Source organism: Cardiobacterium valvarum, assembly GCF_900460955.1.
In the GTDB taxonomy this organism is placed as follows: Bacteria; Pseudomonadota; Gammaproteobacteria; order Cardiobacteriales; family Cardiobacteriaceae; genus Cardiobacterium; species Cardiobacterium valvarum.
Genome location: NZ_UFUW01000001.1, coordinates 374,854 through 394,415 on the forward strand (window position 1 = coordinate 374,854; position 19,562 = coordinate 394,415).

Genomic DNA, 19,562 nt, shown 5'->3' on the forward strand with positions numbered 1-19,562 from the left:
CATGACCCCGAAGACGCTCAAAGAGTGGCTGCACCACGCCGACGACGAAATTCTTGCCCGCTTCATCGCCAACCACCAGAACCTCATCGCCCAGCTCATGCAGGCCTGGCAGCGCCAGCTCAACAAAGAACAGGCGGCGCATAACCTGCCGGAGGACGCTGTCATCGCCAACAACCCCTCCCCGCTTGCCGACAATCCAGACGATATGGCGGACGAGGTGACCGTCCCCCGCCCCCACGAAGAAGAGGACGACAAGCAAACCGCCAGCGAAACCACAGCGACCGCCTGCACCACCCAAGAAACCCCGCAAACAGACGACGAATTCGCCCCGCTTGCCCCCTCAACCCCGGACACCGCCATGCCCCTGCACCCCGCCACCCCCACGCCTACCGCCGCAGAAACCCCGGCCATCCACCTGCCGCCGTTGCCGAACGCCAACCAGGGACAGCCCTACGCACACACCCTGCCCGCCGACCTGCCCATCACCAGCCTTACCATCGAAACTGCCGACAGCGGTCTCACTTGGGATGACGACACCCGCCGCATCCACGGCACACCGACCGTGAGCGGCGACCTGACTATCCGCCTCATCCTGCTCGACAACGGCAAAGAAATCGGCACCCACCTCAACCTGCACATCAACCCCGATCCGAAAAGCCTGTGGCAAAACCTGCCCTCTGACCAGGACGCCCCCTTTGCCAAACCCGACAGCGCCCACGAAGAACAAACCACCCCGCATGGCCGCCTCATCGCCGCCCGCCAACGGGGTCGCTCACACGCCCACATCGGCAGCTACTGCGATGACGACTACCGCCTCCACTACCACGAAGCAAGCGGCCTGCACCTCCTTACCGTTGCCGACGGGGCCGGCAGTGCCGCCCATTCCCGCTACGGCTCGCAACTGGCGGTTGAGGCCGTGAAAAACACCATCTGCGCCCTGCTGGACGACCCTGACAAACCTCACCGCAGACTCGCCGACGCCGACCCTGCGCAGCGCGAAAAAATCGCCGCCAACCTCATCAGCCACGCCCTGCACGCCGCACACAAAGCCCACCTCGAAGCCGCACAACAACACGGCCTCGAAACCAAAAGCCTCTCCTGCACCCTGCTCATCGGCCTTGCCGTCGCCTTGCCGGACGGCAGCTGGTACCACGCCGCCTACCAGGTTGGCGATGGTGCCGCCGCCCTGTGGCAGCTGGAAAGCGGCACCCTGCACCTGCTCGGCGAAGCCGACAGCGGTGCCTATTCCGGCGAAACCCAATTCCTCAGCCGTGCCCAGCTTGACGAAGCCGACATCACTCGCCGCATCCGCCACCACAACGACAGTGCGCTATACACCCTCATCCTCATGACCGACGGCGTCTCCGACCCCAAATTCGAAACCGACGCTGGTCTAAAAAACCCCGCACTGTGGCAGGCATTGTGGCAAGAACTAAAAACCCCGCTCGCCGATCCAACGCCCGATACCGCCCTGCTTGACTGGCTGGACTTCTGGTCCAGAGGCAACCATGACGACCGCACCATTGCCCTCCTCATCCCCGCCGCCAAGGAAAGCGCATGAACAAAAACATCATCACCCTCACCGCCACCAACGGCCAGACCATCCGCTTCATCGACGAAGTCAAAGCCCAGGGAGGCATGAAAGACGTCAAATTCTCGCCGGATGGCGACTATGTCGTCGCTTTCTTCCGAGACAAAGCCGACCTGGCCACGCGCGAGCGGCTGGAAATGATCACCGGCCAATACCGCGAGCGCATCTTCAATCAGGAAGGCGGCGACTACCTGAAAAACCTCTACTGCTGGCCGACCGCCGTCGTCGAATACGACAACCGCCTCGGCGTCGTTGTCCCCTTCTACCGCCGCAACTTCTTCTTCCAGTACGGCAGCAGAAACCACGACATGCTCAACATCAAGGGAAAAGAAAAAGACGGCAAATGGTTCGCAAGCGCTAGCAACCGCAATAAATTCCTCGATCCGCGCGAACTCGGCGACTGGATGCGCCACCTGAAAATCTGCATCATGCTGGCGCGCGCCGTGCGCCGCATGCACATGGCCGGCCTCTCACACAGCGACCTCGGCTACAAAAACTGCCTCATCGACCCGACCACGGGACAAGCCTGCCTCATCGACATCGACGGCCTCGTCGTCCCCGGCAAACACCCGCCGACCGTGGTTGGCACCCCGGATTTCATCGCCCCGGAAGTCGTCGAAACCGCCCACCTCGACAAAGACGACCCCAAACGCAAACTGCCGAGCCGCAGCACCGACCTGCACGCGCTGGCCGTCCTCATTTACATGTACCTGCTCTACCGTCACCCGCTCCGGGGCGACAAAATCCACGACGCGAACGACAGCCAGCGCGACGAAGAACTGGGCATGGGCAGCCACGCCCTCTTCATCGAACACCCGACGGACGCGAGCAACCGCATCAAAACCGCACAACTCAAAGCGAGCGAACTGCCGTGGAAAGACACCGCGAAAACCCCCTACACCCTGTGCGGCCCCTACATCGCGGGACTCTTCGAGCGCGCCTTCATTGACGGCCTGCACAACCCGCCTGCACGCCCGACCGCCGACGAATGGGAACACGCCCTCGTCAAAACCGTTGACCTGCTGCAACCCTGCGGCAACGATCAATGCGAGCAAAAGTGGTACGCTTTCGACAACAGCCGCAGCCCGCGCTGCCCCTTCTGCGGCACGGCGCATAGCGGCAAACTGCCGGTCCTGAACCTCTACTCGCAGGCGCCTGGCGGCAGTTACCGCCCGGATAACCACCGCATCATGGTCTATAGCGGCCAGTCCCTCTTCCGCTGGCATGCCGACAGCCGCGTCTTCCCCAACGAAAAACTCGCGGCAGCGGATGCCAAACGCGTCGGCTACTTCGTGCAGCATAATGGCGACTGGTGGCTGGTTAACGAACAACTACCGGAGTGCTACGACGTACAAGGCAAAACCGCCATCCCGCCCGGTGGCAAAATCAAACTGGAAGAAGGCGCGCAAATCCTCCTGCAAAAAGGCGAAGGCGGCCGCCTGCTGATGGTGCAGATGGCGGGGGCATAGCCGTCAAGCGGGATAAACACTGGGCCCGTCAAGCAGCGGAAATACTAGAGCCGCCAAGCAGCCATAGGTATCTACCCAACTCAAACCCAGCGACCATACACACAATGAACCTACACTACCCCAAACCGACAAGCGCCTTGTCCGCAGCTATCAAGGATACGTAAAAAACGGTGTAATGGACAAAACGGGGGCTTTTGAGACTATTCCTTCGAAAAATAAGCCTTTATAAACCGTACTTTATTCTCCTTTTTTAACCCGTGATGGCACTTCAAAAGCCGCTTCGTGTCGCCGAATTTCCCTTCCTGCAGGTGGGTCGTGTTCGGGATGTTCAGCTCAGGAAAATCCTCAAAGCTAAACAGCCATGGAAGATGCCGCTTCAGGCTGTTGCAAGCACTACGCAGCTTCTTATGTGTGTAGTGCGACTTGCCTGTTTCCGCATTTACGCCGCGCTCGTTCAAGAAGGTTTCGTGCCACGTCAGCCAGTCATGCAGGTTCGTGGTAAAGCGGTCTTTGCTACTGTCCGTGAGTGTCAGCGCAAGCGCCCGCAGTTCGCGTGCCGCCTCGCTTTTCGGCTTTGGAAGTGGTGGGACGGAAGTTGTATTGACGTGGAAATCCAATGCCAGGCGGGGCAAAAGGCGGCATACCCCGCTGAAAGCAAAAATGAACTGCGTGCGGTTGAAGACGGCGGGGAAGACGATGGCGCCGTGGATACTGCTGACGAATGCGGGAATTACAGCGCGGGAAGCGGCACAGTATGACGACTACCGCTGGCGGATCGAGAGCTACTGCAAACTGTTGAAGAGCGCGGGCTACCGGGTGGAGGGCTGGTAGCAGGAAACGGGGGGAAGGATTTGCAAGCGGTTGCTGATTGTGGCGCAAAGCTGCCTGCAGGTATGGCGGCTGCAAAGTGACCGGAGCGAAGCGGGGGGGCGGCGGCTGTGTGAGTTCCTGATGCGGCTATCGGGCCGACAGACGAAGAAGGGGCGTGAGATTACCGCTCCCGCGCTCCCGGAAGGGATGTTTAAGCTATTGTAAACGCAGGAATTATTGGACTTTATGACACCGGAAAAGATAAGGGGGGCCGCATGGGTTGTTCGGGGTGGAGATGGGTAGATACCTATGGGTAAAGGGACGGATCTCTATATTGCACCGCTCTTTCATCAATCAAGGATTATCTCCATGCGATTTCTTGCTCCTTATCAAAACCTCATCCTTTCCTTGGTACGCATCGTCTGCGCTGACCTCTTCATCCTGCACGGCACATCCAAAGTATTTGCCTTTCCTGATGCCAGCGTTGCTGCGTATTTCCGTTGGCACAGCATCTTTGACGTTGCTGCCGCGCTGGAACTCTTCGGCGGGCACTGCTCCTGCTCGGCCTTTTCACCCGCCCCGTCGCCTTCCTCCTTTCCGGGCAAATGGCGGTTGCCTACTTCATCTTCCACGCCAAGGCGAATGCCCTCTTCCCGCTGCTGAACGGCGGTGAACCGGCGGTGCTGTTCAGCTTCATCTTCCTCTATTTCGCGGCAGCGGGTGGCGGTAGCCTGTCGCTGGATAACGAACTACAATCACGCCGCCAAGTCATTCATCAACCTGGGAGAAACCGTCATGTTTTTCAACAAGAAAGCGGACTACCAAAGCCTGCAACAAGCCGCCGAAACGCGCCGCTCGGTGTATGCACTGAACCGCAACCTGCCGTTGCCCGCCGCTGACGTGGCTGCCATCATCGAACACGCCCTGCGCCATACGCCTTCCGCGTTTAATAGCCAATCAACCCGCCTGCTCGTCCTTTTCGGCGCAGAGCATGAAAAGCTGTGGGACATTGCCGAAAACGCCCTGCGCGCCATCGTTCCGGCGGAAAACTTCGCGCCGACCGCACAAAAACTGGCAGGCTTCCGCGCCGCTGCCGGCACCGTGCTCTTCTATGAAGACAAAAGCGTCGTCGAAAGTCTGCAAGCGCAATTCCCCGCTTATGCCGACAACTTCCCCGTCTGGGCGGATCACGCCGACGCCATGCACCAGTACGCCATCTGGACGACGCTTGCCGCCGCCGGTATCGGTGCCAATCTGCAACACTACAACCCGCTGATTGATGTCGAAGTGGCGAAAACCTGGGACATCCCCGGCAACTGGCAACTGCGCGCCGAACTTGTCTTCGGCGGCATCGCTGCCCCGGCAGGTGAGAAAAAATACGAAGACATCGCGCCGCGCCTGCGTGTGCATGGGCTGTGAGGATTCACCGCATAAAAAAGACGGCTTCGCGCCGTCTTTTTTGTGTGCGACTGTCGTGATGGTCAGTAGTAAGGTGACTGGTCGCAGGGCTGCAAGATGGTCATCGGGCGGCCACGCTGGTAAACGGTGCGCTCGATGTAGCAGGGGTTGGCACGGCGATGACGACCGATGCGCGGCGGGTTGCTGTCGATATTGATGCGGACGTTGTCGTTCCAGATGGCGACGTCGGCTTGCGGCGTGGTCATGCCGCTTTCATGCCAATAGCCGCTGTTTTCGCTGCGCATGGTGTTGCCCGCCATGCCGTAGGTGACGGTGCTGCTGTCGTAGTAGTTGCCGTAGTAGTCGCTTTGGGTGCAGCCGCCGAGGGCAAACAGGGCAGCGAGCAGGATACGCGTCGTCATGCCTGTTTGAGGGCGTAGATGCCCGGCAGGTGGCGCAGGTAGCCGTGATAGTCCATGCCACAGCCGTAGATGTAGCGGTCTTCGACTTCACAGCCGACGAAGTCGGGTCTGCAGCCGGCGACCTTGCGCTCGTGTTTTTTGTTGAGCAGTACGGCGCAGCGCAAGCTTTGTGGGTTCTGCGCCTTGAGGTCGTCAATGATGGCTTTGATGGTGATGCCTTCGTCGAAGATGTCGTCGATGAGCAGGATGTGTTCACCTGCTATCGGCGCAGACGGGCGCATTTTCCAGACCAGGTCATCGCTCGCCGCGTTGTCGCGGTAGCGGGTGGCGTGCAGGTAGTCCATGCGATGGAAGAAGGAGAAGCGGGTGAGTAGCTGACCTGCCGGGATGAGGCCGCCGTTCATGACGATGAGGATAAGCGGGTTGAGGCCGGCGTAGTGCAGGTTGAGTTGCGCAGCGAGGTGGTCGTAGGCGGCATTGATGCGGCCGCTGTCAATCAGGCATTCGCTGTTACGCAGGACATTTTCGAGTTCTTGGTTGCTGAGGTGTTGCATGGTCAGTAGCTCAGGGTTGTGGTGTTGCTGTTCATGATTTCGCCAACGATGTAGCCGCCGCTGACGACTTCACTCACTTCGGCGATGAGGTTGTCGCCCCATTTTTGCACGACAAATTTGCTCGCTTTGATGACGACGCCGCTCTGGTAGGCTTCTTTGATGAGGTCATAAAGGGTCTCGCCGCTTTTGCGCGGGGATTCGATTTTGTCGGCGACGCCACGGATGGCGAGTTCGCCCGCACGGCCGGCAAGGATGATTTCGGTGTGATAATCCATGGAAGCGGCGATAGTCGCGTGATAGACGGGTTCGAGGATTTCGGCGCCGTTTTGCGGGTCGCTATTGAGGATGATGATGACGAGTTTTTCTGCCATTAGGGACTCCGGGTCAGGCGCGCATTATACGAGGTCGGCGGCGTGAGCTTGCAGCAGTTCCTGCGCGGCACGGTAGTGTGCGGCGGCGGATGCAGTGTCGATGGGGCGGGCGTGCAGGGCGGCGAGACGGCGCGCGCTGTTGGCTGCATCGGGCAGGTGGTAGTCGCGGCTCAGTGCCTGACGGATTGCGGCAAGGTCGTTGCACATCAGTGTCACATCGGCACCGGCAGCAAGCGCGGCCTGGATGCGTTCGCCGGGGTCGGCAATACCCTGTGCGCCAGCCATGTCGAGGTCATCGCTGATAATGGCACCGTCAAAGCCGTAGTGACGTAACGCGGCAATGTGCTGCGGCGAGTATCCAGCCGGACGTTCGTCAATGTGCGGATAGACGATGTGCGCGGGCATCAGTGCTTCGATACCGCTTTTGATTTGATGCAGGAAGGGATAAAGATCGGCTTCGCGTTCGGCAAGATCGCGCAGGTCGTGCGGCAGGGTGTGGTGCGAATCACCGCTCACCCGGCCGTGACCGGGGTAGTGTTTGCCGACAGCCGTCATGCCAAGTTTGTGCAGACCGCGCCGCAGAGCATCGGCAAGGATGGCGACGACGGCAGGATTGGCATGAAAGGCACGGTCACCAATGACCGTCGAGACAGGGTCGGCAAGATCCAGAATGGGGGTAAGGCTGAAGTCAATGTCGTACTGACGCAGCTCGTAGGCGATAACGGTTCCCGCTGCCTCAGCCAGTTGGCAGGCAAGCAACGGCCGGTGGTCGAAACAGCAGCCAAAGGCAGCCGCAGCGGGAATGGCGGTAAATCCAGCACGGAAGCGCTGTACACGCCCGCCTTCGTGATCAACACACAATAGCAGGTCGGGACGCGTATCACGGATGGCGGTGCAGAGTGCTTGCAATTGTGGCGGCGATTCGTAATTACGGCTAAACAGAATCACGCCCGCGCAGGCAGATTGCTTCAGTTGTGCGATATCTTGGGGTTGTAGCTGAGGGCCTGCAATGCCAATAATGACTGCGCTCATGTCTGCTCCGAATAAATAACATGATTTTAACATGGCGGTGCCTAGGTCCGGTTTGAGACAAATGGCGTAAATAGTGCTTGACCGTTTCCGTGATTTCCTGTTTAATGCGCGTCCTTTCCACGGCCAAGTAGCTCAGTTGGTAGAGCAGCGGATTGAAAATCCGCGTGTCGGTGGTTCGATTCCGCCCTTGGCCACCACCATTTTCCGTATTTTCAAAGATTGAATGAGGTCCGGCTATGTCCCGCATCTGCCAGGTGACCGGTAAAAAGCCGATGGTCGGCAACACCGTTTCCCACGCAAATAATAAAAATAAACGTCGTTTTCTCCCCAATATTCAAGAACACCGCTTTTGGGTTGAAAGTGAAAACCGCTTTGTTAAATTGAAAGTTTCTACTCACGGTATGCGCATCATTGATAAAAAAGGTATTGATGCGGTTCTGCAAGAAATTCGTGCACGTGGCGAAAAGGTGTAAGGAGTAAAACATGGCTAAGAAAACTGCTCGTGAAAAAATCCGCCTTGTTTCCTCCGAAGGTACTGGACACTTCTATACCACGACCAAGAATAAACGCAACATGCCGGAAAAAATGGAAATTAAGAAATTTGATCCGGTAGCACGCAAACACGTTATGTATAAAGAAGCCAAGATTAAGTAATCGCGGCACCTATTCAAGAAACCCGCGCTGGCGGGTTTTTTTATAGCCTATATTTACCCCGTATGCTTCTTTCTGCTCAACACCTCGCCTTACGCCGCAGCAGGCAAACAATCCTGCGCGATGCATCATTGGAATTGCATCCTCGCGAAGTGGTTGCACTGATTGGCGGTAATGGTGCAGGCAAAACTACGTTGCTGGAAATCTTGACGGGGGCGCTGATGCCGGATGCTGGCAGTATCCACTATCAAGCAGGTTTGCCCGCTTTTTGGCTGGGTTATTTGCCGGACAAGGCGCCACTTTATCCGCAGTGGCGGGTGCGCGAATTTTTACAGACATGTGCGCAGATACGCGGTGTGCGTGACAGTAAAACTGCATTGGCTGATGCCGTGCAGCGCTGCGACCTGCACGCGGTGGCGCATAAACGCTGCGGTGAGTTATCGCACGGCTACCGGCAACGGGTTGGTTTGGCGCAGGCGCTGATTCACAAGCCGTCGCTGCTGGTTTTGGATGAACCCACCAATGGTTTAGACAGTGACCAGCGTCTGCTGCTGCGCCCGCTTTTAGCTGGTTTGGCAGACAGTTGCTGCGTACTGATGACCAGCCATGACTGGGACGAAGTGCTGGCGACCGCACACCGCGTTTATTACTTGGACAACGGTGTATTGCAGGAAATACCTATCCCGCGTGTGGATAGCCCTCATTTATGGGTCGCTTGCGATAACACCGCACAGGCACAGGCCTTACCTCAGCCAACACTATTGGACGGGCGCTTTGCTGCGTTTGCCTACGATGGTAGTGATGCTGCTCGTCAATCACTGTGGCAGCGCCTTGCGGCATATCCCGGCATCTGCGCATACTACCCCGCATATCCACGCGAAGCTTTTCAGGAACAACTCAATGCTGTGGCGCAGCCTGTTACATAAAGAATACCGCCTGCTGGCGACACCAGCCTTCTTTGTCGCCCTTACCGCATCATGGCTGGCGCTCGGCCTATATCTCGCTAGTGGCCTAGTGGAATACCAAGCGATCGCTCCCAAACTGGCAGGACTGGAAAATCGGCGCGGCGCGACGGAAACCCTGCTTGGCAGTGCGGCGCAGTTGCTGCAATGGCTGATGATTCTGTGGACGATTTACTTCGGCGCCCGCAGCCTTGCGGGCGAAAAACTCTGGCATACCGACGTATTACTGCGTGGTGTGCGTGGCGGCTTGCCTCGCTTACTCATCAGTAAAACCGTTGTGCTGTTGAGTGCGCTTACCCTGCTTACCCTGCCGTTCTGGCTGACCGTTGCCTGGATTGCACGCAGCAACCTGTGGGACGGTAAGCTGCTCCTGGCGCTGCTTCTGGCGCAAATCTTTGTTGCCCTTTATGCGGCACTGCTCTCGCTCACCATCTCCGCCTCGCAGAAACAGCCGCTGCCTGCTTCATTACTGCTGGCACTCATCTGGCTGCTGCTGTGGCTCTTGCCCGTACTGACAACAACCCCACCGTGGTTGGTAGAGATTCTGCGCTGGCTCTCACCCTTTGAACACCTCGGTCTGCTTTATCGTGGCATTGCCACGATGCAGACGCTGATATACATCGCCATGCACAGCCTGCTCTTTATCACCTTGATGCCCCTCCTTTGGACACGAGATACCCGATGATGACTTTCCTTCTTGAATACGGCCTGTTCCTGGCCAAAACGCTGACTATCCTGATTTGCCTGCTGTTGACCGTTGTTGGCATTGCTGTGGCCAAGCGGGATAACAACGAGGATGAAGACACATTCGAAGTCCGTTCGTTGAACGAATACTACGAAGAACAACAAGACCTCCTCTACGAAGTCCTGCTTGATAAAAAAGCCCTGAAAGCGCGGCAGAAAGCGCAAAAACAGGCTGAAAAAGACGAAGCAAATGCACAAAAACCGCGCATCTTCGTCCTGGATTTCGATGGCGACATTGAAGCCTCCGCTGTCACCCAACTGCGCGAACAAATCAGCGCCGTCATCCAGGTCGCGAGTACTGAAGACCGCGTCCTTCTCCGTCTGGAAAGTGGCGGTGGCCTCGTCCACGCCTACGGCCTTGCCGCCTCGCAACTCGCCCGCCTGCGCGCGCGGCAAATCCCGCTCACCGTCGCCGTAGACAAGGTTGCCGCCAGCGGCGGATACATGATGGCTTGCATCGGTAACGAAATCATTGCCGCCCCCTTTGCCGTTCTGGGTTCCATCGGCGTCGTTGGCGCATTACCCAACTTCAACGAACTGCTCAAACAGCACCGCATCCGCTACGAAGAACACACCGCTGGTGAACACAAGCGCAGCCTGACAGTCTTTGGTGAAAATAGCGAAGCTGACCGCGAACAATTCCGTCACGAACTCGCCGTCACCCATGACCTCTTCAAACAGCACATCCACACCTACCGCCCGCAGCTGAATATTGACGCGCTGGCGACCGGGGAAACGTGGTATGGTGCACAAGCCGTGGAAAACCGCCTGATTGACGCTGTCGGCACCAGCGACGATTACATCCTCGCCCACCTGCACAGCTACCAGCTGCTGCAACTCGAAGTAAAAAGCAAACAGCGCTGGTACGACAAACTCAAACAACGCTTTCTTGGCAACATCAGCGCCCGCCCGCTGAAAGCGCGCCTCCGCTGACACTCCCTTCCCACACACAAAAAGGCACTGTCATGAACATAACCGAACTTGAACCTCGTGCGGTTTGGCAATACTTTCACCAGCTGACACAAATCCCCCGCCCCACACACCAGGAAGAAGCTGTCGAACAATACATCCTCGATGAAGCGAAGCGCCTCGGCCTCGAAGCGGAACGCGATGCGCGCGGCAACATCCTGGTGCGTAAAGCGGCGAGCGCGGGGCGCGAGAACGAGCCGGGCGTCATCCTGCAAGCGCACCTCGACATGGTGCCGCAAAAAAACAAAGATTCCAGCCACGATTTCAGCAAAGACCCTATCCGCACTATCGTAGATGGTGACTGGGTTCACGCTGACGGCACTACCCTCGGCGCTGATGACGGCATCGGGGTGGCGATGATCCTGGCTGTGCTTGCAGACAAAACCCTCAGCCACCCACCGCTGGAAGGCCTCTTCACCGCCAGTGAAGAAACCGGCCTCGAAGGTGCGCTGAAAGTACAGGCGGGCTGGCTGAAAGGCAGCATCTTGCTCAACCTCGACTACGAAGACGAAGGCGAACTCTGCATCGGCTGCGCCGGTGCCGTCAATGGCAGCTATACCCTACCGCTGCAATACGAATCCCTTGCCGGCCAAGGCTACCACCTGCATGTACGCGGACTCAAAGGCGGCCACTCTGGTGGCGAAATCCACCTGCAACGCGGCAACGCCATCAAAATTCTCGCTCGCGCCCTGCAAGCCTTACAGGATGACGCGGCAAATGCCCTGCGTATTGTCAACCTGGAAGGCGGCAACCTGCGCAACGCCATTCCGCGCGAAGCGGATGCCCTCGTCGCCTTGAACGGCGGCAACCTTGCCACTGCGCAACAAAACCTGCAAGAACTGACCACTCACATCCGCAACGAACTGCCCCCAGAAGACCAAACCCTGCACATCAGCCTCGAACCTGCCGAAACCATCAGCCGCGCCCTCAGCGAAAAAAGCACGGCCCAAGTTATCGGCGTCCTGCGTAACCTGCACAACGGCGTGGATCGCATGAGCATTGACATCCCTGGCCTGGTTGAAACCTCTAACAACCTCGCTGTCGCCAAAATCAAGGACGATGTCTTGCACATCAGTTGCATGCTGCGCTCCTCGGTGGATAGTGCCCGCGACGATCTTGCTGCACGCATTGCACAACTCGTCAGCCTTGCCGGCGGCAGCAGTGAATACAGCGGCGCGTACTCTGGCTGGCAACCCTTGCCGCACTCCGACCTCGTTGAAAAACTGAAAAAAATTGGCGCCACCATCTACGGTGACAATATACCGGTCAAAGCCGTACACGCTGGCCTCGAATGCGGTATTCTTCTCACCAAATACCCGCACTGGCAAATGGCCTCCTTAGGTCCGACCATCGTCTCGCCGCACTCTCCAGACGAAAAAGTCAATATTGCTAGCGTAGAACGCAGTAATCGCTGGCTGCGAATATTTCTACAAAGTCAATAACAGACTTCCACGCCAGAATTACGCCGCTTGCTGAGATGACCGTTTCGCCAGGCGGCGCAAATACCGGGCCTGCCAAGCGGTATGGCCGCTGGGGTTCGTCGCTTCTCAAGAAATAATCTGGACCTGTTGGCGGCCCTGTTGTACTGGCTGTACTATGCGCAGCACGCAGTCTTCACAGCGTATTTCCTGAAACTGGCTAACGAGAACAGTATCATCCTTAGGCAAGGAGTTTGTGATAATTCCTTGGAAATTAACGTGATATATAGGAGTTTGATGTAGCCCGACAATGACGGGTAAAATCTGCTGCAAGCACAGAGGTTTTGTGCAACTATCTGAAATAAAGCAGAAAAAGCATTGGCATCGTTCTTGCTTAATGATTTGAATATACACCTTGCCGCATGCCCCATGCGGCACCAAAAACATGGAGCACATGATGAAAACACAGAGAAAAATGGGAATTCCTCTTCGTCCGCTATTGCTGACCACGGTCGTGGGCGTAGTCTGTCAACAATATGCCATAGCACAAACAACACCAACGCCGCCGCCCGCTGCTACAACGGATGAGCGGACTTCTCCCTTCCTGCCGCGCCCCCCGCAATTCAACAGTTATTCGGTTAAAGCCGGAGCAACAGGCGTGCGCCCCAATGTTATGTTTTTTATTGATGACTCGGGCAGTATGCAACAGGGGATTAATTATGTTCCTGGCCGCAGATATAAGAACTGGGCGCTGAACAGGGATTGTTCATGGAGTGTGCAATACAATCGCACCCATAGGGATAAATGCTTTTATATATTTTATGATGTCAATAACCGGGGTAACATTTCGGGAAGTGAGTCGAATGGTGCAAGACCAAGACGGTATGTAACTTTTAGTGCCGATACGCGAATGCAGGTAGCTATTGATGGAATGCACGCTATCCTGGATAGCTATGATGGGAAAGTAAATTGGAGTCTCTATTCATTATGGGGTACCGAAAAGCGCCATCTTATGGGGGGGAAACCAGATTGGGGTAGGTGGTTCGATACCGAAGAATGGCAAATTCCTGGAATCTGGTCATACTGGGATAATAGATATAAGACATACGCTATTCCTGCGCCGGTTGATTTTGTAGGGACTGCGGCTGAGATGCGCGATTATGTAAATTCGCTTTCTCCCTATCTAGATACACCAACTACGGATCGTTACATCCGTGCTATCCGCGTAATAAGGGATAACATCAAATATCGTTGTCAGAAGAATTACATTGTTGTGTTATCCGATGGTGATGCCAATACGGATGAAATTCCAGGATATCCCTATGAAGAACGTTATACTAATGAGACGGGCTTTTTGGACTGGGAAAAGAAATACTATGGAACCTTCAAAAGATGGGGCATTGACAAAAATGCCCAATCTGAGGGGCCGTGGTATCGTTTTTCCCTGCCTGGCTCACGAGAAGAGTATTGGTATCACCCCTATTATGGTCGAACCAGGTATAACGGTGAAGGATGGAACGGTATAGGACTGTTTAGTCATACATTGAGGGATAAAGACCTGATACCGTCGGGCGGAAGGCCAGATAAAGCTAATGATAGTAAAGATGCCGAAGGTGGTGACTGGGATGATCCTAAATTCCCAAAACAACTCATTACCACTTACGCAGTTGGGTTTGGTAATGACTTGAGTGCAGATGGTATAACCTATTTGCGCGGTGCAGCGAGTTGTCCCAATTGTTACTATCAGACTAACGATGGAAATAGGTTGAAAGAGATCTTTGGTGAAATCTTGAATGAAATTGCCAAAGAAACTAAAACACCTTCGGTACGAACCCGTGGAACGTCTACACCGTCTGTGTCAGGTAGCAGTATCGCTTCTATCGCAGCCAGCTTGTCACTTGATACCGACAAGTGGGCTAGCGTTATGCTCTTCAATTTCTTCGATGACAAGGGTACTGCTATTGACGAAGCTATAAAACCGAAACCGGCTAAGTACGATGATCGTGTCGTACTGGTCAATAACGGCAAAACTGATGGCAGCGGTATCTATTGGTTGACTGCCACCGATACTGCTCGCAGAGTCGATTTTGCGCTGACATCCGAACAGGAATTCCGCGATGCTTTTGTGCCATGGATACTGCGCGACCCGGGTAAAACGGATAAGCAAATCCAGGATGCCGCTAATAACATTACGCCACGACGCATCTCAACATACCGTGTCCGTACGGATACAGCCGGTGATGTATATCGGCAAATGGGCGATGTTTTGGGCACGCCGACCATTGCATTGGGCAAAGATGTTGCGGGTAAGCAAAAATATGTCATTACTGCTGCCAATGACGGCATGACCTATATTTTTGAATCTACTGCGGGCACGAGCGCAGGGACACCGTATGCACTTAAACTGAATTATTTACCGGCAGGCATGCAGCGTGAAAGTAGTGATGATAGCCTGACTGTGGGTAAAACGCTGCCGTTGATTGCTGAAGATGGCTATGGTAAGGAAAATATCCTGAAACCGCACTTGTATCTGAATAACGGCGGTATCAGCTGGCTTTTGACTGCCAAAACACGGGGCTTTAAACAGCAATATGTCATGATGGGTAATATGGGACAGGGCGGACGTGGTGCTTATGCGCTGTCTATTGCCGGAGAAAAACGTGACGGTGCCGGAAGCACAGGTATGGAAGCAGGTGGGCAGACCCAATGGCAGACATCCGTTCCGATGTGGGAAACGGAAAAAGGTGTAAATAATGGCTTGGGTTATACCGTCAGTTCGCCGACCATTGCGCAAGTTGCTACCCAATGGGACGCGGGAAGCAAGAAACCTAAATTGGAAACGGGTGTCCGTGTCTATGCCTTCCTTGCCAACGGATATCGACCAGGTGTTTATGATGATGCCGGTAACTTTACGCCCAATCTTGGCGTGAATGCTTACGACAGAACGCCAACTCTTTATGTCTATGAGATGATGGGTCAGGAATTTGGCTTGAATGCCAGAGCAGGCTCACTAACAGAAGGGGATAGGCCGGGGACTTTAGTGAAGAAAATTCCTGTACCGCCTGGTCCTGATGTTGGCCCGGGAGCATTGTCTACACCGCTTCTGGTAGATAGTGATATTAACGGTGTTGTTGATGTGGCTTATGCCGGTGATCAGTTCGGTAATCTGTACCGCTTTGATCTGCGCGGTGAGCCCAGTACTTGGAAAGCCGTCATGATTTACAAGGGTGATAAAAAACAGCCAATCACCGCCGCGCCGGCTGTTTATCGCAATAGCGAGAAAAACTATGTTGTCGTTTTTGGTACCGGATCTGACGTTTTTAAACACGATCTTAAAGATACCAATCAGCAGATGATCGCTGGTATCTATGATGATCTGAGCATAGATACTCCCGCTGTCCTGACCAATGATTCACTCTTTACTCAAACATTTACTGAGTCGGATAAGAAGCGCTACATCGTTGATGCGGGTTTTGATAAAAATGTACATAAAGGTTGGAAAGTCCTGCTGAAGGCATCCTCGACAGATGGTGACTACTTAGTAAGTGCCGAAAAGGCGGTGTCTCAGCCGGGCATGTTGCTCAGCACGGCTTTTATCTCTACTAGGATTTATCGCGTGAAAGAGGTTGAAACAAAACTACCGCCGCAGGCTAATCCTAGAATGACTTGTTATGAGTCCGAATCCAGTGTAGATACAAAAGGTACAAGTTGGACTATGGCAATAAATGCTTTTACTGGTGCAGGTCCGGATATTAAAAGAGGTGGATACTTTACTGATAAAGGAGGTAATGCCCAAAACCACGCTGGAAAAGATGAAGGGTATATTACTTCTGCCGTAAATATCATTGATACCGCAAAGGTTGAGCCGAATGCAAGGCAGTTAGGTGTTAATGGCAACTTGGGACAAGGAGAGGCAGAGTCTCTTGAGAATCCTGGACAAAATCTCGGTAGAAATGACTGCCTTGCTAAAACATCCAAATGGGGAAATTTAAGAGCTATTCAAGAAGATGATCCTTCTACTGGTGGAGGGACGACGCCTACGGAAGGAGCTGGCAGAGTAGACGTCCAGCCATTAGGTGGAAAACGTTGTGGCGATCCTTCCTTTATTCGCGGCATCAAACGTGAAATCCTGTTGTAACAGGAGGATGTCCTATGGAAAAGAGAAAAAATAAATTGGTGGGTACATTATGTACCCACCAAAAAGGAATGACATTACTGGAGATCGTTATCTCTATGTTAATTGTTGCCTTAGGCTTAGCAATGAGTGTATCCATGATCCAAACAGCTAACCGCTTTGGTGATACCGCAGAATTTACGGCATTTGCCCAACAGAAAAGCCAGCAAATTATTGATGCTATGCGCGCTAATAATATTGCGCGAGATACCTATTTGTTGGATTGGGAAAACACTGCGACACAGGGCAATATAGACTATAAGCAATTGTATAATAACTTAAACGCAATATATGACGTAACAGATATTACAGGAAGACTTAGATGCAAGAATAGCGGCAGATGTACAGAATCAGAAAATATTGCTAAGCAAGATATGAAGGTATGGATAGAAGAGATCCGTTCATTGCCGGGTGGCCGAGGCATAATTAGACAAAGAGATAATCAATATGAAGTGGTTGTAATGTGGCGTCATGTTTCTGAAACGGATCGTGGCGAAGACACACCAGTACAGGGAACACGAGTATGGTTTACTCTATAAATAGGGGTGGTATGAAAATGAAGTCTGTGAAAAAACAAAAAGGACTATCGCTGATAGAACTTATGGTGGCAATGGGATTGGGAGTGCTCCTACTAATGGCCTTAACAACGTTATTTATTACTGCCAATGAATCTTCGAAGCGACGTTCTACCTCGGAAAATTTGGATGAAGTGGCTCGTCAAGTAATGGAGAGATTGAGTCATGATTTGCATGAAGCAGGGTATCTAGATCCGTTTTCCAGCGCATCAGCCGCAAAAAGTGCTCTTGACCTAGAAGATCCACATGTACTTGCTATTTACGCTAGACAAAAAGATAACTTGACAGGCAATCTTAAAGAGGCGACAACATTAGGGAAGTTTACCAATGGTCAGGTAGTTCCCCTACTAGGGTGTAACGGTGATTTTAGTGGGTCCTCACGACCATCACTGACACAATTAGCCACTTGTGATGGGAATACTCTTCAAGTGCGACAGTCCATACAGATGGGCTATCAAACTGTTACACCTGATAATCTCAAAAATCAGACACCGTCGGCAGATGGTAAACAAAGGCCGTCACCTTCCTTAACCTCGAAAGAGCAGGAAAAAAGTAGTCTTAGCGGCGCAGGCAAAGATTGTATTGGAAGAGATGTGGAGGATGCTAGGGGGCTTGTGGTAAATCGTTACAGCGTACGTATAAATAATGGTATAGGTAACTTCGGTTGTAGCAGCAGTGCTGCTAGAGAATGGCAGAGTATCATCGAAGGTGTTGAAGAAATGTCTTTTCGCTATCTGATAACTCCAGCGAATAATACCCCGGCTGGCGAAACCCTAAAAATTAGTGAATCTACCAGTGGACGGGAGGTTTTAAAATATCTTCCAGCATCAAAAGTTGAAGATGAGGATTTGAAATGGGCGAGCGTGGTAGGGGTAGAGGTGTGTCTGATCGTTGCTGTTGAGCCTACGGACAGAACTAGGGAGGCATTTTTTGCCAAGGTACAGCCTAATGTACCAACGTGTGCTCGTCAGGCTGGTATTAATGCAACCGCTGCGGAAGCTCCGTTTGCCGCAGATATTGCAAGAGCGGAAGGAAATTCTCGCCTATATAAACGGTATGTACAAGTAATTAGCATGCCTAACAGTTTATATCTCCCCTGATGGGGAATATTGAGGATAATTGAAATGAAAAAGAATATTTATGCGGGCAAGCAGGAAAAAGGCGTTGTTCTGCTCAGTTGCCTTGTTTTTCTGCTGATTTTGCTAGGGATTATTCGTTTTACCATGACTAGTTCTCGTTTAGAAGAGCGAAAAGCGGGAGCAGATTTTGAAATGCTGACAGCACGACAATCTGCTGATACTGCATTACGAGCGGCAGAACGATTTATTCTTGAACAAGGGCGTCAACTTTGCTTGAAAGATAACTCTATTACACTCCCCCCAGGAAAAACACAAGAGAAATATTGCGATGAACAGAATAAGGTAGAATGGGCCAATACCTTTTGGAGCAAGGAAAACAGCTCGCTTGATGATGCTTTTACTAAAGTAGGGGCAAAGAATTTGCTGAATAAAGGAATTTATACACAGCAATATGTCATTGCCCAAAATTTTAATACAAGATGCCGTCCGTTTTGGATATGTATAGATTGGTCAGAAAATGCCAATCAGGTAAAAGTGACGGGAAAACAATTAGACTCCGCTGTCAATGTTGCACTTCCTTCCATAGAATGCAAGGAATGTCCAACAATATCTGGGTTGAAACCTCGCTATATAATCGAACGTTTCCTCGCCAAGGAAATTAATGCTATGGATTTTCCTGATCTTGCCGCTGGAACACAGCTAAAAAGTGGTGACGTCGTGGTCTTCCGAATTACCGCTATAGGCTTTGGTAATGGAGGTGGGAGTAATAATGTCAAGACGACAAATGCAGTTATGCAGGCTATTTATCTATTGAATGGCTAAAGGAGATGGCTATGCTGAAAAAGAATAAAGGTAAATGCCAAGCTTCGCGAGGCTTCACTATGCTTGAGCTTTTGGTCACAATAGCGATTTTAGGAATTCTAGTGGGTTTGGCTGCGCCAAACTATCGATCTATGATGGATCGGCAAAAAGTGCGTTCTGTACTTAATGAATGGAAAAGCTCCTTCTATTTTGCACAGAGTGAAGCTTTGCGCTTAAAAGATGGTGTAATTTTCTGTGCATCTGATGCTGATGGAAAGAGATGCAGCGGTAGCAGTGATTTTAGCAATGGCTGGCTCGTTTTACATGAAGTTGCAGGTCAGGATCCAGAGATATTGCAGGATAGCCCACTAACGGATAATAGAGTTAGGATTATTTTAGATGGCGGAACTTTGGGACAACTGAGATTCTTAGGAAACGGTCGTCCCAGTAATCTTAATGCAGGTGGTTCTATAACGGTAAAACTAAAGAACCACGAGCTGAAAGTAAATATTTCATCGGGCGGACGCTTGAGAGGAGCTTAA

At 53.1% G+C, this 19,562-nt stretch carries 20 protein-coding genes, 1 tRNA gene and 1 pseudogene; 17 read left to right on the forward strand and 5 right to left on the reverse strand.

What is annotated here, in order from left to right:
• Position 1 precedes the first annotated feature (1 nt).
• Together DY250_RS01895 and DY250_RS01900 are read left to right on the forward strand one after the other, a co-directional pair.
• Positions 2–1,561, forward strand: a complete 1,560-nt coding sequence (locus tag DY250_RS01895; RefSeq protein ID WP_115610672.1) for a protein phosphatase 2C domain-containing protein — start codon at positions 2–4, stop codon at positions 1,559–1,561.
• On the forward strand, positions 1,558–3,060 hold the full coding sequence (locus DY250_RS01900; RefSeq protein WP_115610673.1) for a helix-hairpin-helix domain-containing protein: 1,503 nt from the start codon (positions 1,558–1,560) through the stop codon (positions 3,058–3,060). Before DY250_RS01895 ends, DY250_RS01900 begins: the two co-directional genes overlap by 4 nt.
• A gap of 200 nt (positions 3,061–3,260) precedes the next feature.
• On the opposite strand, the gene DY250_RS14450 is transcribed toward DY250_RS01900, so the two are convergent.
• Complete coding sequence (locus DY250_RS14450) at positions 3,261–3,677, reverse strand: hypothetical protein (RefSeq protein WP_147293435.1); 417 nt, start codon at positions 3,675–3,677, stop codon at positions 3,261–3,263.
• On the opposite strand from DY250_RS14450, the gene DY250_RS13850 reads away from it, so the two are divergent.
• From DY250_RS13850 to DY250_RS01915, 3 genes and pseudogenes are all read left to right on the forward strand, one after another.
• A complete protein-coding gene (locus tag DY250_RS13850) occupies positions 3,666–3,818 on the forward strand; it encodes a hypothetical protein (RefSeq protein ID WP_172542136.1) in 153 nt (50 codons plus the stop codon). The two genes, DY250_RS14450 and DY250_RS13850, sit on opposite strands and share 12 nt — an antisense overlap.
• Positions 3,819–4,239: 421 nt before the next feature.
• Positions 4,240–4,634: pseudogene (locus DY250_RS14835) on the forward strand (DoxX family protein); the annotation flags it as partial.
• A gap of 31 nt (positions 4,635–4,665) precedes the next feature.
• Positions 4,666–5,289, forward strand: a complete 624-nt coding sequence (locus DY250_RS01915; protein WP_115610675.1) for a nitroreductase family protein — start codon at positions 4,666–4,668, stop codon at positions 5,287–5,289.
• 62 nt (positions 5,290–5,351) lie between these two features.
• Here the strand turns inward: DY250_RS01915 and DY250_RS01920 are convergent, their stop codons facing one another.
• Genes DY250_RS01920 through nagZ form a run of 4 tightly spaced genes read right to left on the reverse strand, consistent with a single transcriptional unit; the run spans position 5,352 to position 7,647 of the window.
• Positions 5,352–5,690, reverse strand: coding sequence for a hypothetical protein (locus DY250_RS01920; protein WP_115610676.1), 339 nt, complete (start codon positions 5,688–5,690; stop codon positions 5,352–5,354).
• A complete protein-coding gene (locus DY250_RS01925; RefSeq protein ID WP_115610677.1) occupies positions 5,687–6,244 on the reverse strand; it encodes a hypoxanthine-guanine phosphoribosyltransferase in 558 nt (185 codons plus the stop codon). The genes DY250_RS01920 and DY250_RS01925 overlap by 4 nt, the downstream gene beginning before the upstream one ends.
• A gap of 2 nt (positions 6,245–6,246) precedes the next feature.
• A complete protein-coding gene (locus tag DY250_RS01930; RefSeq protein WP_006986460.1) occupies positions 6,247–6,615 on the reverse strand; it encodes a DsrE family protein in 369 nt (122 codons plus the stop codon).
• Positions 6,616–6,639: 24 nt separating this feature from the next.
• The gene (gene nagZ, locus DY250_RS01935) at positions 6,640–7,647 is read right to left on the reverse strand and encodes a beta-N-acetylhexosaminidase (protein WP_115610678.1); all 1,008 of its coding nucleotides are present in this window, start codon (positions 7,645–7,647) and stop codon (positions 6,640–6,642) included.
• 121 nt (positions 7,648–7,768) lie between these two features.
• On the opposite strand from nagZ, the gene DY250_RS01940 reads away from it, so the two are divergent.
• From DY250_RS01940 to DY250_RS02000, 12 genes are all read left to right on the forward strand, one after another.
• Positions 7,769–7,844, forward strand: a tRNA-Phe gene (locus DY250_RS01940).
• Positions 7,845–7,883: 39 nt separating this feature from the next.
• Complete coding sequence (gene rpmB / locus DY250_RS01945; protein WP_115610679.1) at positions 7,884–8,120, forward strand: 50S ribosomal protein L28; 237 nt, start codon at positions 7,884–7,886, stop codon at positions 8,118–8,120.
• Between the two features lie 10 nt (positions 8,121–8,130).
• Positions 8,131–8,301 (forward strand): 50S ribosomal protein L33, encoded by a 171-nt coding sequence (rpmG, locus tag DY250_RS01950; protein ID WP_006986457.1) that lies wholly within the window; start codon positions 8,131–8,133, stop codon positions 8,299–8,301.
• Between the two features lie 62 nt (positions 8,302–8,363).
• Complete coding sequence (locus tag DY250_RS01955) at positions 8,364–9,224, forward strand: ABC transporter ATP-binding protein (protein ID WP_115610680.1); 861 nt, start codon at positions 8,364–8,366, stop codon at positions 9,222–9,224.
• Positions 9,199–9,945: a hypothetical protein gene (locus DY250_RS01960; RefSeq protein WP_115610681.1), complete on the forward strand. Its 747-nt coding sequence runs from the start codon at positions 9,199–9,201 to the stop codon at positions 9,943–9,945. The genes DY250_RS01955 and DY250_RS01960 overlap by 26 nt, the downstream gene beginning before the upstream one ends.
• On the forward strand, positions 9,942–10,937 hold the full coding sequence (sohB, locus tag DY250_RS01965) for a protease SohB (RefSeq protein ID WP_115610682.1): 996 nt from the start codon (positions 9,942–9,944) through the stop codon (positions 10,935–10,937). Before DY250_RS01960 ends, sohB begins: the two co-directional genes overlap by 4 nt.
• 32 nt (positions 10,938–10,969) lie before the next feature.
• Positions 10,970–12,415 carry an aminoacyl-histidine dipeptidase gene (locus tag DY250_RS01970; protein ID WP_115610683.1) on the forward strand — a complete coding sequence of 482 codons (1,446 nt, stop codon included), beginning with the start codon at positions 10,970–10,972 and terminating at the stop codon, positions 12,413–12,415.
• 430 nt (positions 12,416–12,845) lie between these two features.
• The gene (locus tag DY250_RS01980) at positions 12,846–16,529 is read left to right on the forward strand and encodes a PilC/PilY family type IV pilus protein (RefSeq protein ID WP_172542140.1); all 3,684 of its coding nucleotides are present in this window, start codon (positions 12,846–12,848) and stop codon (positions 16,527–16,529) included.
• A gap of 14 nt (positions 16,530–16,543) precedes the next feature.
• Positions 16,544–17,104, forward strand: coding sequence for a type IV pilus modification protein PilV (gene pilV, locus DY250_RS01985; RefSeq protein ID WP_115610686.1), 561 nt, complete (start codon positions 16,544–16,546; stop codon positions 17,102–17,104).
• A gap of 11 nt (positions 17,105–17,115) precedes the next feature.
• Positions 17,116–18,240, forward strand: a complete 1,125-nt coding sequence (locus DY250_RS01990; RefSeq protein WP_115610687.1) for a PilW family protein — start codon at positions 17,116–17,118, stop codon at positions 18,238–18,240.
• Positions 18,241–18,264: 24 nt separating this feature from the next.
• A complete protein-coding gene (locus DY250_RS01995) occupies positions 18,265–19,041 on the forward strand; it encodes a pilus assembly PilX family protein (protein WP_115610688.1) in 777 nt (258 codons plus the stop codon).
• A gap of 11 nt (positions 19,042–19,052) precedes the next feature.
• The gene (locus DY250_RS02000) at positions 19,053–19,562 is read left to right on the forward strand and encodes a GspH/FimT family pseudopilin (RefSeq protein ID WP_172542142.1); all 510 of its coding nucleotides are present in this window, start codon (positions 19,053–19,055) and stop codon (positions 19,560–19,562) included.

Excerpts from the sequence above, each read along its gene's own strand:
- DY250_RS01895 (WP_115610672.1), top strand. The coding sequence starts at position 2 with ATGACCCCGAAGACGCTCAAAGAGTGGCTGCACCACGCCGACGACGAA.
- DY250_RS01900 (WP_115610673.1), top strand. The coding sequence starts at position 1,558 with ATGAACAAAAACATCATCACCCTCACCGCCACCAACGGCCAGACCATC.
- DY250_RS01915 (WP_115610675.1), top strand. The coding sequence starts at position 4,666 with ATGTTTTTCAACAAGAAAGCGGACTACCAAAGCCTGCAACAAGCCGCC.
- DY250_RS01920 (WP_115610676.1), bottom strand. The coding sequence starts at position 5,690 with ATGACGACGCGTATCCTGCTCGCTGCCCTGTTTGCCCTCGGCGGCTGC.
- DY250_RS01925 (WP_115610677.1), bottom strand. The coding sequence starts at position 6,244 with ATGCAACACCTCAGCAACCAAGAACTCGAAAATGTCCTGCGTAACAGC.
- DY250_RS01930 (WP_006986460.1), bottom strand. The coding sequence starts at position 6,615 with ATGGCAGAAAAACTCGTCATCATCATCCTCAATAGCGACCCGCAAAAC.
- nagZ (WP_115610678.1), bottom strand. The coding sequence starts at position 7,647 with ATGAGCGCAGTCATTATTGGCATTGCAGGCCCTCAGCTACAACCCCAA.
- rpmB (WP_115610679.1), top strand. The coding sequence starts at position 7,884 with ATGTCCCGCATCTGCCAGGTGACCGGTAAAAAGCCGATGGTCGGCAAC.
- rpmG (WP_006986457.1), top strand. The coding sequence starts at position 8,131 with ATGGCTAAGAAAACTGCTCGTGAAAAAATCCGCCTTGTTTCCTCCGAA.
- DY250_RS01955 (WP_115610680.1), top strand. The coding sequence starts at position 8,364 with ATGCTTCTTTCTGCTCAACACCTCGCCTTACGCCGCAGCAGGCAAACA.
- DY250_RS01960 (WP_115610681.1), top strand. The coding sequence starts at position 9,199 with ATGCTGTGGCGCAGCCTGTTACATAAAGAATACCGCCTGCTGGCGACA.
- sohB (WP_115610682.1), top strand. The coding sequence starts at position 9,942 with ATGATGACTTTCCTTCTTGAATACGGCCTGTTCCTGGCCAAAACGCTG.
- DY250_RS01970 (WP_115610683.1), top strand. The coding sequence starts at position 10,970 with ATGAACATAACCGAACTTGAACCTCGTGCGGTTTGGCAATACTTTCAC.
- DY250_RS01980 (WP_172542140.1), top strand. The coding sequence starts at position 12,846 with ATGATGAAAACACAGAGAAAAATGGGAATTCCTCTTCGTCCGCTATTG.
- pilV (WP_115610686.1), top strand. The coding sequence starts at position 16,544 with ATGGAAAAGAGAAAAAATAAATTGGTGGGTACATTATGTACCCACCAA.
- DY250_RS01990 (WP_115610687.1), top strand. The coding sequence starts at position 17,116 with ATGAAAATGAAGTCTGTGAAAAAACAAAAAGGACTATCGCTGATAGAA.
- DY250_RS01995 (WP_115610688.1), top strand. The coding sequence starts at position 18,265 with ATGAAAAAGAATATTTATGCGGGCAAGCAGGAAAAAGGCGTTGTTCTG.
- DY250_RS02000 (WP_172542142.1), top strand. The coding sequence starts at position 19,053 with ATGCTGAAAAAGAATAAAGGTAAATGCCAAGCTTCGCGAGGCTTCACT.